The 14,049-nt window shown below is 69.0% G+C and carries 13 protein-coding genes; 6 read left to right on the top strand and 7 right to left on the bottom strand.

Annotated elements, in window-relative coordinates:
• The first annotated feature begins 30 nt into the window (after positions 1-30).
• Entirely contained in the window at positions 31-612 is a 582-nt protein-coding gene (locus tag LGM71_RS20315; protein WP_226116150.1) for a DJ-1/PfpI family protein, read from the top strand.
• 120 nt (positions 613-732) lie between these two features.
• On the opposite strand, the gene LGM71_RS20310 is transcribed toward LGM71_RS20315, so the two are convergent.
• Positions 733-1,179: a MarR family winged helix-turn-helix transcriptional regulator gene (locus LGM71_RS20310; protein ID WP_059607688.1), complete on the bottom strand. Its 447-nt coding sequence runs from the start codon at positions 1,177-1,179 to the stop codon at positions 733-735.
• Positions 1,180-1,213: 34 nt separating this feature from the next.
• Positions 1,214-2,809: an MDR family MFS transporter gene (locus LGM71_RS20305; RefSeq protein WP_059607690.1), complete on the bottom strand. Its 1,596-nt coding sequence runs from the start codon at positions 2,807-2,809 to the stop codon at positions 1,214-1,216.
• A 107-nt stretch (positions 2,810-2,916) separates the two neighbouring features.
• On the opposite strand from LGM71_RS20305, the gene LGM71_RS20300 reads away from it, so the two are divergent.
• Complete coding sequence (locus LGM71_RS20300) at positions 2,917-3,759, top strand: EcsC family protein (protein ID WP_226116140.1); 843 nt, start codon at positions 2,917-2,919, stop codon at positions 3,757-3,759.
• Here LGM71_RS20300 and LGM71_RS20295 read toward each other — a convergent pair.
• From LGM71_RS20295 to LGM71_RS20275, 5 genes are all read right to left on the bottom strand, one after another.
• Complete coding sequence (locus LGM71_RS20295; protein WP_124621283.1) at positions 3,729-4,691, bottom strand: alpha/beta hydrolase; 963 nt, start codon at positions 4,689-4,691, stop codon at positions 3,729-3,731. The genes LGM71_RS20300 and LGM71_RS20295 overlap by 31 nt on opposite strands.
• A gap of 90 nt (positions 4,692-4,781) precedes the next feature.
• Complete coding sequence (locus LGM71_RS20290) at positions 4,782-5,216, bottom strand: CHRD domain-containing protein (protein ID WP_059607696.1); 435 nt, start codon at positions 5,214-5,216, stop codon at positions 4,782-4,784.
• A gap of 359 nt (positions 5,217-5,575) precedes the next feature.
• The gene (locus LGM71_RS20285; protein WP_226116138.1) at positions 5,576-6,349 is read right to left on the bottom strand and encodes a class II aldolase/adducin family protein; all 774 of its coding nucleotides are present in this window, start codon (positions 6,347-6,349) and stop codon (positions 5,576-5,578) included.
• Between the two features lie 269 nt (positions 6,350-6,618).
• Complete coding sequence (locus LGM71_RS20280) at positions 6,619-8,244, bottom strand: phospholipase D family protein (protein WP_226116132.1); 1,626 nt, start codon at positions 8,242-8,244, stop codon at positions 6,619-6,621.
• Positions 8,245-8,470: 226 nt separating this feature from the next.
• Positions 8,471-9,187: a FadR/GntR family transcriptional regulator gene (locus LGM71_RS20275; protein ID WP_059607701.1), complete on the bottom strand. Its 717-nt coding sequence runs from the start codon at positions 9,185-9,187 to the stop codon at positions 8,471-8,473.
• A 132-nt stretch (positions 9,188-9,319) separates the two neighbouring features.
• On the opposite strand from LGM71_RS20275, the gene LGM71_RS20270 reads away from it, so the two are divergent.
• The 4 genes from LGM71_RS20270 to LGM71_RS20255 are packed head-to-tail and all read left to right on the top strand — an operon-like array spanning position 9,320 to position 14,033.
• Positions 9,320-10,120, top strand: a complete 801-nt coding sequence (locus LGM71_RS20270) for a (Fe-S)-binding protein (RefSeq protein WP_226116130.1) — start codon at positions 9,320-9,322, stop codon at positions 10,118-10,120.
• Entirely contained in the window at positions 10,117-10,830 is a 714-nt protein-coding gene (locus LGM71_RS20265; protein WP_226116128.1) for a LutC/YkgG family protein, read from the top strand. The genes LGM71_RS20270 and LGM71_RS20265 overlap by 4 nt, the downstream gene beginning before the upstream one ends.
• Positions 10,827-12,272: a LutB/LldF family L-lactate oxidation iron-sulfur protein gene (locus LGM71_RS20260; RefSeq protein ID WP_124621277.1), complete on the top strand. Its 1,446-nt coding sequence runs from the start codon at positions 10,827-10,829 to the stop codon at positions 12,270-12,272. The genes LGM71_RS20265 and LGM71_RS20260 overlap by 4 nt, the downstream gene beginning before the upstream one ends.
• A gap of 51 nt (positions 12,273-12,323) precedes the next feature.
• Positions 12,324-14,033: a lactate permease LctP family transporter gene (locus LGM71_RS20255; RefSeq protein WP_226116124.1), complete on the top strand. Its 1,710-nt coding sequence runs from the start codon at positions 12,324-12,326 to the stop codon at positions 14,031-14,033.
• Positions 14,034-14,049 lie beyond the last annotated feature (16 nt).

Here is a 14,049-nt window from a genome sequence, read left to right as displayed (position 1 = left end):
GGCCCTCAACGCTGTTGAATGGAGAAAGCCATGGCCGCGAAGAAGATCCTGTTCCTGACCGGCGATTTCGCCGAAGACTACGAAACGATGGTGCCGTTCCAGGCGCTGCAGGCCATCGGCCATCACGTCGATGCGGTCTGCCCGGGCAAGCGCGCGGGCGACAAGGTCAAGACCGCGATCCACGATTTCGAGGGCGACCAGACCTACACCGAAAAGCCCGGCCACAACTTCACGCTGAACGCGACGTTCGACGATGTCGATGCATCGGCCTACGACGCGCTCGCGATCGCGGGCGGCCGCGCGCCCGAGTACCTGCGTCTCGATGCGAAGGTGATCGCGCTGGTGCGCGCGTTCGCCGAAGCCGGCAAGCCGATCGCCGCGATCTGCCATGCGGCGCAGCTGCTCGCGGCCGCCGACGTGATCCGCGGCAAGCGCATCTCGGCCTACCCGGCCTGCGCGCCGGAAGTGAAGCTCGCGGGCGGCGAGTACGCGGACATCCCGGTCGATGCGGCCGTGACCGACGCGCCGTTCGTCACCGCACCCGCGTGGCCCGCGCATCCGGCATGGCTCGCGCAGTTCCTCACGCTGCTGGGCACGCGCATCGAGCTGTAGACGAAGCTGAATGAAATGAAGTGAAACGCCGGCCAGCGGCGGGTTCGCGCGACCCGCATGCCGTGCCGATCCGGATCGGTCGACGGGGCGCGCCCCGTCGTGCCGCTTCCGCCCGTCCGTTCAGTGCTGCGCCGGCGTCGAGCCGACTTCCGCAATCCGCGACTCCAGCATCGCCAGCGCACCCGACAGCGCGGTCAGCACGTCGTCCGGCAGTTGCGCCATCGTCTGGTCGAGAAACGCCTTGCGGCGCGGCAGGCACGCGTCGAACGCGGCGCGGCCGTCTTCGGTCAGCGTGACGTTGGTCACGCGGTTGTCGCGGGCGTCGGACGCGCGCTCGATCCAGCCGAGCGCATCGAGCGATTTCAGCTGGCGCGTGAGCGCGCCCGGATCGATGCGCAACACCTCGACGAGCTTCTTCTGCGACGAATGCCCGCCCATCGTGTGCAGCGCGACCATGATGCGCCAGCGCGGCATCGGCTGCCCGACGTGCGTTTCGAACGCGCTCATGAATGCGCGATACGTGCGTCCGAATTGCTGCAAGATCGCGACGCGGTCCTGTTCTTCCATGCGCTGATGTCTACTCGTTCAATCGGTGAATCGTTCAATCGGCCGCGACATGCGGTTCGATCTTGCGCCGCAGCGCGATCGGCGGCACGCGGCGACACTGCCACACCGACACCACGGCGACGACGGCCGCCATCGCGACCCCCAGGTGAATCGCGCCGACCAGCGATTCGCGGGCCGCTTCCAGCAGCAGCGCGCCATTATGCCCGGCGCGGGTCAGTTCCGCGACGAGACCACCCTGCGCGGCGCGGTCGATCAGGATCTGCGGATCGGCGAGTTGCGCGTGCCACTGCAGCGCGTGGTCGCCCGACAACGCATCGCGCACGCCGCTCGAATACATCTGGTTGACCAGCGTGCCCGTCAGCGCGGTGCCGATCATCCCGCCGACCATCCGCAGCGACTGCAGCAGCGCCGTCGCGATGCCGAGGTGCTCGCGGCCGGCCGTCTGCTGCGCGAACACGGTGAGGTTCGGCAGCACGAAGCCGAGGCCGATGCCGCCGGCGACCATCAGCGCCATCAGCACCCAGGTCGGCGTCGTGTGCGTCGACACGACGATGCCCGCGCACGCGATCGCGAACAGCACGAAACCGACGTGCAGCATCGTATTCGGATTGCGGATGCGCGTGACGACGCGGCCGTTCATGATGCTGCCGATCGTGATGAACACGACGAGCGGCGTGATCACGAGCCCCGCCTCCTTCGGCGACATTCCGAAGCCGCCCTGGAACAGCAGCGGCGCGTAGAACAGCAGCGAGAACATCGAGAAGCCGGCAAGGATCGCGAGCACGAACAGCGCCGACAGCGCGCGGTTGCCGAACATGTCGAACGGCAGAATCGGCTGCGTGCAGCGCTTTTCCCAATGCCACAGGCCGACGCCGGCGCCGACCGCGACGACCAGCAGCAGCGACGCCCAGCTCATGACGCCATACTTCGGCAGCCATTCGACGAACAGCTGGAGCGCGCCGAGCGACAGCGCGATCAGCAGCGCGCCGGGCCAGTCGAGCTGCATCTTGCGGTCGTGCTCGACATGGCGCAGATGCGGCAGGTAGCGCCACACGAAGAACAGCGACAGCAGGCCGACCGGCAGGTTGACGTAGAACACCGAGCGCCAGCCGAACGACTGGGTCAGGATCCCGCCGAGCGACGGCCCGACCGCGTTCGCAATGCCGAACGCAGAGCTCATCAATACCTGCCAGCGCAGCCGCACGACGGAATCGGGAAACAGGTCCGGAATGCACGCGAACGCGGTGCCGACCAGCATCCCGCCGCCGATCCCCTGCAGGCCGCGCGCCAGCACCAGGAACAGCATGTCGTTGGCCATCCCGCATAGCACCGACGCGCCGGTGAACACGACGATCGACACGATCACGAACGGCTTGCGGCCGTAATAGTCGCCGAGCCGGCCGAAGATCGGCACGGTGATCACGGAACTGAGCAGATACGAGGTCGCAACCCACGCATACAGGTCGAACCCCTTGAGCTCGGCGACGATGGTCGGCAACGCGGTGCCGACGACCGTCTGGTCGAGCGCGACGAGCATGGTGACGAACGAAATCCCGATCATCGCCAGCAGCGATTCACGGAACGGCAGGACTTGCCCGCTCGAATGGTGGGCGGCAGTATGGACGGCCATTTTTTGTTGATGCAACTTTTGACGAGTCAAACAACCTCAAAATTCTAGCACGCCGGAGTAATCTAGGCTGGCGACGGATTTGGGGCCTATGGCCGCCAGGGAGAAAGATGGAACCGATTTCAATCACGCCCGCCGCGACGCTGTCGCCGGACGACCAGGACGCCTTGCGGCGCGCGAAACAGGTGCTGGAAAGCCCGTCGCTGACGATGAAGCTGACGGGCGTGCTGGGCGCGCCAGTCGAGAAGATGATCGCACGGCTGCCCGACTTCGCGACCGGCAAGATCAACGACGCGACGCAGCTTGCGCTGCGCAAGTGCCTGAACATCGCGCTGCGCACGCTCGGCAAGCCGCAGACGCCCGATGCCGAGCCGGACAAGCCGAGCAACCTGCTGCACAAGCTCGCGGTCGCGACGACCGGCGCGGCGGGCGGCGCGTTCGGTTTCCTCGCGCTGCCGGTCGAGCTGCCGGTGACGACCACGCTGATCTTCCGCTCGGTGTGCGACATCGCGCGCAGCGAGGGCGAGGACCTGGGCTCGGTGGATACGCAGTTGCAGTGCCTGGCCGTGCTCGGCATGGGCGGCAATGCGGACAAGCGGGAAGAGGACGCCGATCTCGGCTATTTCGTGCTGCGCGGCGCGCTCGCGCAGGCGATTTCGAAGGCGTCGTCCGACATCACGACGAAAGGGATCGCCGCGCACAGCTCGGCGGCGGTGTTCAAGCTCGTGCAGACTGTAGCATCACGCTTTTCGGTACAGGTCACCGAGCAGATGGCCGCGAAGTCGATCCCGGCGATCGGCGCGGTGCTCGGCGCGACCGTCAACACGCTGTTCATCGACCACTTCCAGCAGATGGCGCACGGCCACTTCACCGTGCGCCGGCTCGAGCGCAAGTACGGCCCGGTCGTCGTGCAGGCCGCGTATCAGGCGATCGACGGCTCGCCCACGCGCTGAACCGCCCGCTCGACCGCGACGCGGCGCAGGAACGCGGCCGCACGGTCGAGCGCGTCGCGCGACTCCGGCACCATCGGCGTGTACAGCTGCCACACGTGCGGCATGTCGGGCCACACCTCGATCTCCACCGGCACGCCGGCCGCCTTCGCGTTGTCGGCGACACGGCGTGAATCGTCGAGGAGCACCTCGGTGCTGCCGGCCTGGATGAAGAGCGGCGGGAGCCCCGTGAAGTCCGCGTAGAGCGGCGACGCGTACGGATGCGTCGCCGATTCGTCTCCCAGATACAGCTTCGCTGCCTTCGGCAGCGCCGCAGCCGCGAACATCGGGTCGAGGCCGTCGTTGCTGCGCATCGTGTCGCCGGTGCCGGCCAGGTCGGTCCACGGCGAGAACAGGATCGCGCCCGCCGGCAACGGCTCGCCGCGATCGCGCAGCGCGACGAGCGTCGCGAGCGCGAGGCCCCCGCCCGCCGAATCGCCGCCGAACACGATCGACTCGGGCGGCGTGCCGAGCGCGAGCAATTGCCGGTACGCGGCCAGCGCGTCGTCGAGCGCGGCCGGGAAGCGGTTCTCGGGCGCGAGCCGGTAGTCGAGCGAGAACGAGCGCACGCCCGCGCGCTTCGTGAGGCCGAACACGAGCGGCCGATGGGTCTTCGTCGAACAGAAGTAGTAGCCGCCGCCGTGGAAGTACAGCAGCGTGCGGCCGGGCCCGCGAGCGGCGACCGCATCGGTGCGTTCGAGCCATTCGCCGCGCAGCGGCGCGTCGCCGGGACCGTAGCATTCGCGCAGCCGGTAGCCCGACGGCGCGCGACGCGGCACGATCATTCTCAGGTCGGTAAAGCGCCGCGCGCGGGCAGGATCGAGCACCGGGCGCGTGGTCTCGGGACGAAACTGCCAGCGCAGCAGCCAGCACGCGAACTTGCTTTGCCAACTCATCGAACACCCACTCCGTCGTCGCAGTGTGACGATGGTACGTGCGATCGTCGCCGCGCTGCTCGACGGGAGCCTCTATATCAAACGCCGGCCTCAGTTCGCCGGCATCATCTGGCCGCGGATCTCGCCGGACGGATGCTCCTTCGTGTGCACGTTGAAGTACCACTTGCCGCCCATCAGGTCGGTCACTTGCGAGTCGGTGAGCTCCTTCGAGCCCTTGATCGGGCTCGCGAGCGCGTCCTTCGGGATCGGTACCTGCACGCCGGCGTTCTGGCCGACCGGCGCGGGCCCGTGGAAATGCGCGGCGGTAGCCGGCCCCGTGAGGTGTTCGTAAGTCACCGTCCACTGCAGCATGTGGGTGGCCGTGTCGTAGGTCGCATCGACGGCGCCGGCGCCCTTGGTCGCGGTGGGCGGCACTTCGCTCGACGGCTGCAGGCTGGCGGACAGGCGCACCGTTTCGGCGGCGGCACTGCCGGCGGCCAGGACGCCCGCGAGCAACGCCACCTGGAGCAAACGCAGCTTCGGCATGAATCCTCCTTGTACGACGGGGTACGCCGCCCGGACGGCGACGTTCCATGATGGTAGTCGATCGCCGCCGATCCGGCACCGCTGCGTCGCTCGCCAGCCTGACGGAACCTGGAAGAGACCTTTGCAGCGGGAGCCCTGAATCCGCGCGCGGCCTTTCGCTACACTTCGTCTCACAGTTGCTTGTTTCCTTCGTCCGAAGGAGTCTGCGAGTATTCACGCGGCCATCCGGCCGCGTTTTTTTTGCCCGTGCCCGGGTGGCGTGCACGCATCGTCGGGCACGTTGCGCTTCGCGGGCCGTCAAGCATCACGAATCAATTGTCGCCGCGGCGATCGAGTTCGACGTCGCAGACACCACACCCTCACGCGCGATAGCCCGGATCGATCCGATCGACGATGCGCTGCAACGCGTCGAATGCGTCCTGCCCCGCGCCGTGCTTCGGATCGAAGTTAAGCGAATCGCGCACGCAGCCCTCGAGCACCGGCGGCGCGATCGGCAGTGCGTCGCCGATCGCGTGGGTCGCGACCTGCACCTCGCACGCGCGATTGAGCAGCCACATCAACGAGAAGGTCTGCGCGAGCGTCGCGCCGATCGTCACGGGCCCATGGTTGCGCAGCAGCAGCACGGGCCGCCCGCCGGCGCTCTCGACGATGCGCCGCCCCTCCTCCAGATGCACGGTGATGCCCTCGAAGTCGTGATACGCGATCTTCCCGTACAACTGCGCCGAATAGAAGTTCGAGAACGACAGCCCGTCGCGCGAGCAGCACACGGCCATCGTCGGCGTCGTGTGCACGTGCATCACGCAGTGCGCGTCGGTCAGCGCCGCATGGATCGCGCTGTGGAACGTGAAGCCGGCCGGATTGATCGGCCAGTCGGAATGGCCGGTCACGTTGCCGTCGATGTCGATCTTCACGAGGTTCGACGCGCATACCTCGCGGTAATGGAGCCCGAACGGATTGATCAGGAAATGGCCGTCCTCACCCGGCACGCGCAGCGAGATATGGTTGTAGATCAGCTCGGTCCAGCCGAGATGGTCGAAGATCCGGTAGGCGGCCGCGAGCTGCACGCGCGCCTGCCATTCGGCTTCGGAAAAGCGGGCGGGACGCGTGAACGGCTGGTTCGGTACACGTTGCATGGGGCACTCCGGTTGCGGGCGCGGCGGCCGCGCGGGCGGCTCGCGCAACGTCCCTCGTCTCCTGGCGGCGCACGCAGCGCGCCGGTGCGTCAAGCGCAGGCGCGTGCGCGTGCGCGTGCGCGTGCGCTGCGTCGTTCGGCACCGCCGCGGCCCGCATTGCGCGAGCCGCCCGGCGGCACCCGTCACGATACGCATATCGTTGCGCACACAACCATATCACCTTTCCCCGCGCACCGGTATCGCGGGTTTGGCCCGAGCCGTTCCGGCCCTTACAACTGGTCGTCGACCGGCAGCAGCATGAAGAGGCCGGTCATCAGGTTGCGCATCAGCCCGGCATGCGGATCGACGTGATAGGTGGCCGGCTCGTCGTTGTCGGTGCCGGTCCACACGAGTTCGGGCGTGCCTCCGCCCGCCGGCGTCGCGAGGCTCAAGCGGTAACTTTCGTCGGGCTGCGTCACGCGCGCGAAGATCGTCGCGGCCTGCTGCGCGATCGTCGGGCTGTGGATCACGAGCGCGAGTTCCGTATTCAGGTGCGCGGAACGCGGATCGAGGTTCATCGAGCCGATCACGAGGATCTTGCGGTCGATCACGTACGCCTTCGCATGCAGGCTCGCGCGCGAGCGTGAGCCGAACAGGCCCGCACGCGGTGAGTTCGGCCGCGCCTTGAATTCGTACAGTTCGACACCGTGAAGCAGCAGCGGCACGCGGTACGGTGCGTAGCCGGCCTGTACGGCGACCGCGTCGGTCGCGGCGAGCGAATTGGTCAGGATCGCGACGCGCACGCCGCGCGCGGTCGTGTCGCCGAGGATCTTCACGCCCGCGTCGTGCGGCACGAAATACGGCGAAAACGCGAGAAATTCCTGCTGCGCGCCGCGCGTCAGTTCGACGAGGCGCTGCATCGGCGGGCTCACGTACGCGTCGGTCGGCCGCATGACCTTGTCCGGTGCGTCGACCTTGAATTCGGCGGGCGCCCACACGAGCTCGAGCTCGTCGCGCGCGATCTGCTGCGCGAGCGGCGTCGCGTTCAGCGGCTTCGCGTTGTACGGATCTGCGTTCTTGCGCCAGTGGTCGCGCAGCTCGTCGCGCATCGCGTCGAGATCCTTCGGATCGAACGTCTGATGATTCAGCACCCGCAGCGGATAGCTGCTCGCGCTTGCCCAGTAGTCGTCGAAGCTCGTCGAGATGTCGTTCGTCACGGGGCCGGCCGCGAGCACGTCGAGATCGCGGAACTGCAGCGTCGGGCTCGCGCTGAAGTATTCGTCGCCGAGATTGCGGCCGCCGACGATCGCGATCTGGTTGTCCGCGATCATCGCCTTGTTGTGCATCCGCCGCGTAAACCTGTCGATTCGCGTCAGGGAGTTGGCCGTGCGCTCGATCACTCCGTACCGCGACGCGCCGAACGGATTGAACACGCGAATCTCGATCTTCGGGTGCGTATTCAGCGCGGCCATGACGCGGTCGATGTCGCGGAAATTCAGGTCGTCGACCAGCATCCGTACACGCACGCCGCGATCGGCCGCATACAGCGCCGCGCCGAGCAGCAGTTTGCCGGTCGTGTCCTCGGTCGCGATGTAGTACTGCATGTCGAGCGTCTTCGTCGCCGCGCGCGCGAGCGCGATGCGCATCTGCAGCGCGGTCGCGCCGTCGGGCAACAGCCGGAAGCCCGATTGCCCCGGATGCGCCGCTTCCGGCGCGGCCAGCGCGTTGCGCAGCGGCGTCGCGGTATCGGTCGGCAACGCGTGCGAGACGGGGCGATCGAGCGTGGTGGCGGGCGGATGCGTCGCGCAGGCGGCGACCAGCGACAGCAGCGCGCAGACGGCGAGCGCACGGGCCGGGCGGCAGGCGGCGCGCCACGACAGCGCGGCCGGCGCGCGCCGGATCAAAGACGTAAGCACGGAAACTTCCTCGACAGGCGGATCAACGGGTCCGCAAACGCCGCAGCGTGCGGCTGACGGGTGGCTCCGGTCGATTCTAGTGGGCGCCCGATGAACCGGTCAATCGCGCGGCTCGCGCATGCGGCGCCGTGCAACCGCTACGCGCGCCGCCGGCGAGGGCATCCAGGAACGGCAGCCCGCGGCTCGGCCGCCGGACAGGCCTGCGGCACCCATGGTCCAACCAATCTCAGGGCGTATCGCCGCTTCGCTCGAAGTGGCTGCGCACATAGTCGATATGGGTCTGCATCGCGGTGCGCGCCTCCTCGGGCCGGTGCGCGCAGATCGCCTCGCAGACCACCCGGTGCTGCAGCAACAGCAGCTCGGACGCCTGCTCGTCGTGCGTCGTCATCCCCGCGACGTTGATCGAGATGTGCTCGCGCAGCATCCCGATCACGCTCGTGTGCAGGTGCAGGAACATCGTGTTGTGCGACGCCAGCGCGATCGCCTCGTGCAGCTTCGCGTCGGTCGATGCCTCGACGGCCGCGTCGTCGTTCGCGTGCGCGGTCTCGAGCTCGCGCAGCAGCGTACGGATCCGGCGCCGGTCGTTCGCATCCGCGCGCAGCGCGGCGAAATACGCGGTCGCGCCTTCGAGCACGCGACGGAATTCGAGTATGTCGTCGCGCAGCGCCGGGTGGTCGGCGACCAGCTGGCCCCACGGCGATGCAATGCCCGCGCGCAACTGGTCCGTCACGTACACGCCCGCGCCACGCCGGCTCTGCAGCAGCCCGCGCGCGACGAGCCGCTGGGTCGCCTCGCGCACCGTATTGCGCGCCACGCCGTACTGCTGCGCGAGCACGCGCTCGGCCGGCAGCCGCGCACCGGCCGGCCAGGTGCCGTCGAGCAGCGCCGTCTCGATCTTGCGCATCACCACTTCGGTCCGGCCCCGTGCCGTCATCGCCGCCATCGCCGTCTCTCCATCGGAATACCCGCCGTGCCGATTGGCCCAACCAATTTGAGCTACGGCGTCGTCGCGGGAATTATGCAGCGAAATCGTCGTCCCGCATTCACCTGCCGGGCCGGCCCCCTGGAGCGAGACATGAACGAAAGGCACTACCCCGCCGCCGCCCCCGCGCACGTCTATCTGTTCGCGACCTGCCTGGTCGACCTGTTCGTCCCCGAAGCCGGGCTCGACGCGGTCCGCCTGCTGGAACGCGAAGGCCTGACCGTCCACTATCCGCGCGGCCAGAGCTGCTGCGGGCAGCCGGCCTATAGCAGCGGCAATCCCGACGAGGCGCACGGCGTCGCGGCCGCGCAGCTCGATCTGTTCGCCGAGCCGTGGCCCGTGATCGTGCCGTCCGGCTCGTGCGCGGGCATGATCCGGCACCATTGGCCGGCCCTGTTCGCCGACGACCCCGTGCACGGCCCCAAGGCGCGCGCGATCGCGGAGCGCACCTACGAACTCGCCGAATTCCTCGTCCACGTGCTCGACGTGCGGCTCGACCGCATCGACACGAACGCCGGCCCGGACGAGCGCGTGGTGCTGCATACGTCGTGCGCGGCCCGCCGCGAGATGGGCACGCGCGTGCACGGCGTCGCGCTCGTCGACGCGCTGCCGGGCGTCACGCGCATCGAACACGAACGCGAATCGGAATGCTGCGGCTTTGGCGGCACGTTCTCGCTGAAGCACCCCGACATCTCCGGCGCGATGGTGCGCGACAAGGTCGCATCGGCCTGCGCGACGGGCGGCGACCGACTCGTGTCGGCGGACTGCGGCTGCCTGCTGAACATCGGCCACGCAGCGGCCAAGGCCGGCGCGACGCTGCCCGTCGAGCATCTCGCGAGCTTCCTGTGGCGCCGCACGGCAGGCGCCGGCTCGCTGCGCGGAGACGCGCAATGAGCGCGCGCGACGCCATCCTCGCACGCCTGCGCGCCGCCGCGCCCGGCGTCGCAGCGAACGCCGCCCCCGCCCTCGATGCGCGCATCGACACGCATTACGCGGCGCGCCGCGCACCGGTCGCCCCCGATTCCCATGCGCTCGCGCAGACGATGCAGGCCGCACTCGCCGCGTCGCACGCCGACGTCTGGTGCGCCACCGCCGATGCGTGGCCCGCGCAGCTTGCCGCGCGGCTCGCCGACGCCGGCGTGCGTCGCCTGCTGCTCGACCCGGCCCGGGCCGAATCCGCTGCCCTCGCGCGCGTGCTGCCCGACGCGGTCGCGCCGGTGCCGTTCGACCGGCCGATCGACGTGTGGAAAGCCGAACTGTTCGACACGATCGACGCCGGCTTCACCGTCGCGCGCTCGGGCATCGCGGCAACCGGCACCATCGTGCTCGCGCCCGATGCCGCCACGCCGCGCACGGTGTCGCTGGTGCCGCCGCTGCACGTCGCCCTCGTCCATGCGAACACGCTGCACGCGGACCTCCACGCGGCCGTGCACGCGGAGCGCTGGCACGCCGGCATGCCGACCAACGTCGTGCTGGTGTCGGGCCCGTCGAAGACCTCCGACATCCAGCAGACCCTCGCGTATGGCGCACACGGGCCGCGCAACCTATGGGTCGTGATCGTCACCGAACCGACCGCAACCGCCTGCCAGGACCTGCCGCGATGAGCGACCAACCGCTGCAATTCGTCGCCCCCGGCGACTTCAAGGCCCGCGCGCGCGCCGCGCTCGACGATCCCGCACTGCGCCGGAGCTTTCGCGGCGCGATGGACTTCCTGCAGGGCAAGCGCGCGACCCAGTTCCCCGACGACACCGAGCTGCAGCAGCTGCGCGATCTCGGCGAAGCCGTGCGGCAGCACGCGCTCGCGCAACTGCCCGCACTGCTCGAGCGGCTGGAGGCGAAGCTCACGGCAGCCGGCGTGCACGTGCACTGGGCCGAGACGGCCGCCGACGCGAACGCGATCGTGCTCGGCATCGCGCAGGCGAAGAAGGCGCGCCGCGTGATCAAGGGCAAGTCGATGGCGAGCGAGGAAATCGAGCTGAACCATTACCTCGCGGATCACGGCGTCGACTGCATCGAGTCCGACATGGGCGAGTTCATCGTGCAGCTCGCGGGCGAGAAGCCGTCGCATATCGTGATGCCGGCGATCCACAAGACGCGCGGCGACATCGCCGGATTGTTCGAGAAACACATCCCCGGCACGCGCTACACGGAGGACGTCGACGAGCTGATCCAGACCGGCCGGCGCGCGCTGCGCCGCGCATTCGCGGAAGCCGACATCGGCCTGTCGGGCGTGAACTTCGCGGCGGCCGACACGGGCACGCTGTGGCTCGTCGAGAACGAAGGCAACGGCCGCCTGTCGACGACGGTGCCCGACACGCACGTCGCGATCATGGGCATCGAGAAGGTCGTCGAGAAACTCGAGCACATCGTGCCGCTGTCGAGCCTGCTCACGCGCTCGGCCACCGGCCAGGCGATCACGACCTACTTCAACCTGATCTCGGGCCCGCGCCGCGACGGCGAACGCGACGGCCCGCGCGAACTGCATCTCGTGCTGCTCGACAACGGGCGCACGCAGGCCTACGCGGACGAACAACTGCGCGCGACGCTGCAGTGCATCCGCTGCGGCGCGTGCATGAACCACTGCCCCGTCTACACGCGCATCGGCGGCCACGCGTACGGGACGACCTACCCGGGGCCGATCGGCAAGATCATCTCGCCGCACCTGCTCGGTCTCGACGCGACGGCCGACCTGCCGACCGCGTCGACGCTGTGCGGCGCATGCGGCGAGGTGTGCCCGGTCCGGATCCCGATCCCGCAACTGCTCGTGCGGCTGCGCACCGAGGCGAACCGCAAGCCCGACGAACCCGTCGCGCATCCGCTGCGCGGCCAGGGCGCGAACTACAACCGCGCGGAAGACCTCGTGTGGCGCTTCTGGTCCGGCGCATTCGCGCATCCGCGCGCGTACCGCGCGTTCCGCTGGACGGCGACACGCCTGCGCGCGCTGACGCCCGCGAAGCAGATGGGCTGGACGCAGCACCGCACGCCGCTCGAACCGGCGCCGCGCAGCCTGTCCGACCTGCTGCGCGCACGCGGCCAGCCCGAATAGACCACCTCGCTTTCAAACCCGTACCGATAGAAATCCATGGAGGAGACAACCATGCAGGTTTGGCATCAGATCTACACCCCGCTCGGCAGCCTCGGGCTGTCGGCGTTCGTCGCCGCGATCCCGATCATCTTCTTTTTCGTCGCGCTCGCCGCGTTGCGGATGAAGGGCCACGTCGCGGCCGCGATCACGCTGCTGCTGGCGCTCGGCGTCGCGATCCTCGCTTACGGCATGCCCGTGCCGCAGGCACTCGCGGCCGCCGGCTTCGGCTTCGCGTACGGCCTGTGGCCGATCGCGTGGATCATCGTCGCGGCCGTGTTCCTGTACAAGATTGTCGTGAAGACCGGCCAGTTCGACATCATCCGCGCGTCCGTGCTGTCGATCACCGACGACCAGCGCCTGCAGATGCTGCTGATCGGCTTCTCGTTCGGCGCGTTCCTCGAAGGCGCGGCAGGCTTCGGCGCGCCCGTCGCGATCACGGCCGCGCTGCTCGTCGGCCTCGGCTTCAAGCCGCTGCATGCGGCCGGACTGTGTCTGATTGCAAACACCGCGCCGGTCGCGTTCGGCGCGATGGGCATCCCGATCATCGTCGCCGGGCAGGTGACGGGCATCGACCCGTTCCACATCGGCGCGATGGCCGGCCGCCAGCTGCCGCTGCTGTCGCTCGCGGTGCCGTTCTGGCTCGTGTTCATGATGGACGGGCTGCGCGGCGTGCGGCAGACCTGGCCGGCCGCGCTCGTCGCGGGCGGCAGCTTCGCGCTCACGCAGTACTTCACGTCGAACCACATCGGGCCCGAGCTGCCGGACATCACGTCGTCGCTCGTCAGCCTCGTCGCGCTCGCGGCGTTCCTGAAGGTGTGGCAGCCGCGCACCGCGCAGCAGCCGGCCGGCGGCGTCGTCTCGTCCGGCGGCGGCGCGGCGCTGGCCGGGTTCGGCGCGGGCAGGTTCGGCGCTAGCGGCACCGGCACGAGCCGGCAGGCGTCGCCGTACACGCTCGTACAGACCGTCCGCGCGTGGTCGCCGTTCCTGATCCTGACGGCCGTCGTCACGGTGTGGAGCATCGCGCCGTTCAAGGCGCTGTTCGCCGCGCACGGCGCGCTCGCGTCGACCGTGCTGAAGTTCCATGTGGCAGGGCTCGACCAGCTCGTCGTGAAGACCGCGCCGATCGCCGCGACGCCGAAGGCGCTCGACGCCGTGCTGAAGATCGATCTGGTGTCGGCGGTGGGCAGCGCGATCCTCGTGACCGCGCTGATCTCGATGGCGCTGTTGCGGATGAAGCCGCGCGACGCGCTCGTCACGTTCGGCGAGACGCTGAAGGAACTCACGCGCCCGATCCTGTCGATCGGCCTCGTGCTCGCGTTCGCATTCGTCGCGAATTACTCGGGGATGTCGTCGACGCTCGCGCTGATGCTGGCCGCGACCGGCGCCGCGTTCCCGTTCTTCTCGCCGTTCCTCGGCTGGCTCGGCGTGTTCCTGACCGGCTCGGACACGTCGTCGAACGCCCTCTTCTGCTCGCTGCAGCAGGCCACAGCCCATCAGCTCGGCGTGCCCGAGACGCTCGCGGTCGCCGCGAACACCACGGGCGGCGTGACCGCGAAGATGATCTCGCCGCAGTCGATCGCGGTGGCATGCGCGGCGACCGGCCTCGTCGGCAAGGAATCGGAGCTGTTCCGCTTCACGGTGCGCCACAGCCTGTTGTTCGCGGTGATCGTCGGCCTGATCACGCTCGTGCAGGCCTACGTGCTGCCGGGGATGGTGCCGTAAGCAAGAGGCACGGCCC

This window comes from Burkholderia sp. AU33545 (assembly GCF_020419685.1).
GTDB classification, from domain to species: domain Bacteria; phylum Pseudomonadota; class Gammaproteobacteria; order Burkholderiales; family Burkholderiaceae; genus Burkholderia; species Burkholderia diffusa.
Note: the sequence above shows the minus strand (reverse complement) of the source record. Positions and strands in the feature narration are given on the sequence as shown.

What these genes read in the sequence shown, in the direction of transcription:
- LGM71_RS20305 (WP_059607690.1), bottom strand. Translation starts at nt 2,809, where the DNA reads ATGGCCGTCCATACTGCCGCCCACCATTCGAGCGGGCAAGTCCTGCCG.
- LGM71_RS20270 (WP_226116130.1), top strand. Translation starts at nt 9,320, where the DNA reads ATGAACGAAAGGCACTACCCCGCCGCCGCCCCCGCGCACGTCTATCTG.
- LGM71_RS20315 (WP_226116150.1), top strand. Translation starts at nt 31, where the DNA reads ATGGCCGCGAAGAAGATCCTGTTCCTGACCGGCGATTTCGCCGAAGAC.
- LGM71_RS20265 (WP_226116128.1), top strand. Translation starts at nt 10,117, where the DNA reads ATGAGCGCGCGCGACGCCATCCTCGCACGCCTGCGCGCCGCCGCGCCC.
- LGM71_RS20275 (WP_059607701.1), bottom strand. Translation starts at nt 9,187, where the DNA reads ATGGCGGCGATGACGGCACGGGGCCGGACCGAAGTGGTGATGCGCAAG.
- LGM71_RS20290 (WP_059607696.1), bottom strand. Translation starts at nt 5,216, where the DNA reads ATGCCGAAGCTGCGTTTGCTCCAGGTGGCGTTGCTCGCGGGCGTCCTG.
- LGM71_RS20300 (WP_226116140.1), top strand. Translation starts at nt 2,917, where the DNA reads ATGGAACCGATTTCAATCACGCCCGCCGCGACGCTGTCGCCGGACGAC.
- LGM71_RS20285 (WP_226116138.1), bottom strand. Translation starts at nt 6,349, where the DNA reads ATGCAACGTGTACCGAACCAGCCGTTCACGCGTCCCGCCCGCTTTTCC.
- LGM71_RS20255 (WP_226116124.1), top strand. Translation starts at nt 12,324, where the DNA reads ATGCAGGTTTGGCATCAGATCTACACCCCGCTCGGCAGCCTCGGGCTG.
- LGM71_RS20260 (WP_124621277.1), top strand. Translation starts at nt 10,827, where the DNA reads ATGAGCGACCAACCGCTGCAATTCGTCGCCCCCGGCGACTTCAAGGCC.
- LGM71_RS20295 (WP_124621283.1), bottom strand. Translation starts at nt 4,691, where the DNA reads ATGAGTTGGCAAAGCAAGTTCGCGTGCTGGCTGCTGCGCTGGCAGTTT.
- LGM71_RS20310 (WP_059607688.1), bottom strand. Translation starts at nt 1,179, where the DNA reads ATGGAAGAACAGGACCGCGTCGCGATCTTGCAGCAATTCGGACGCACG.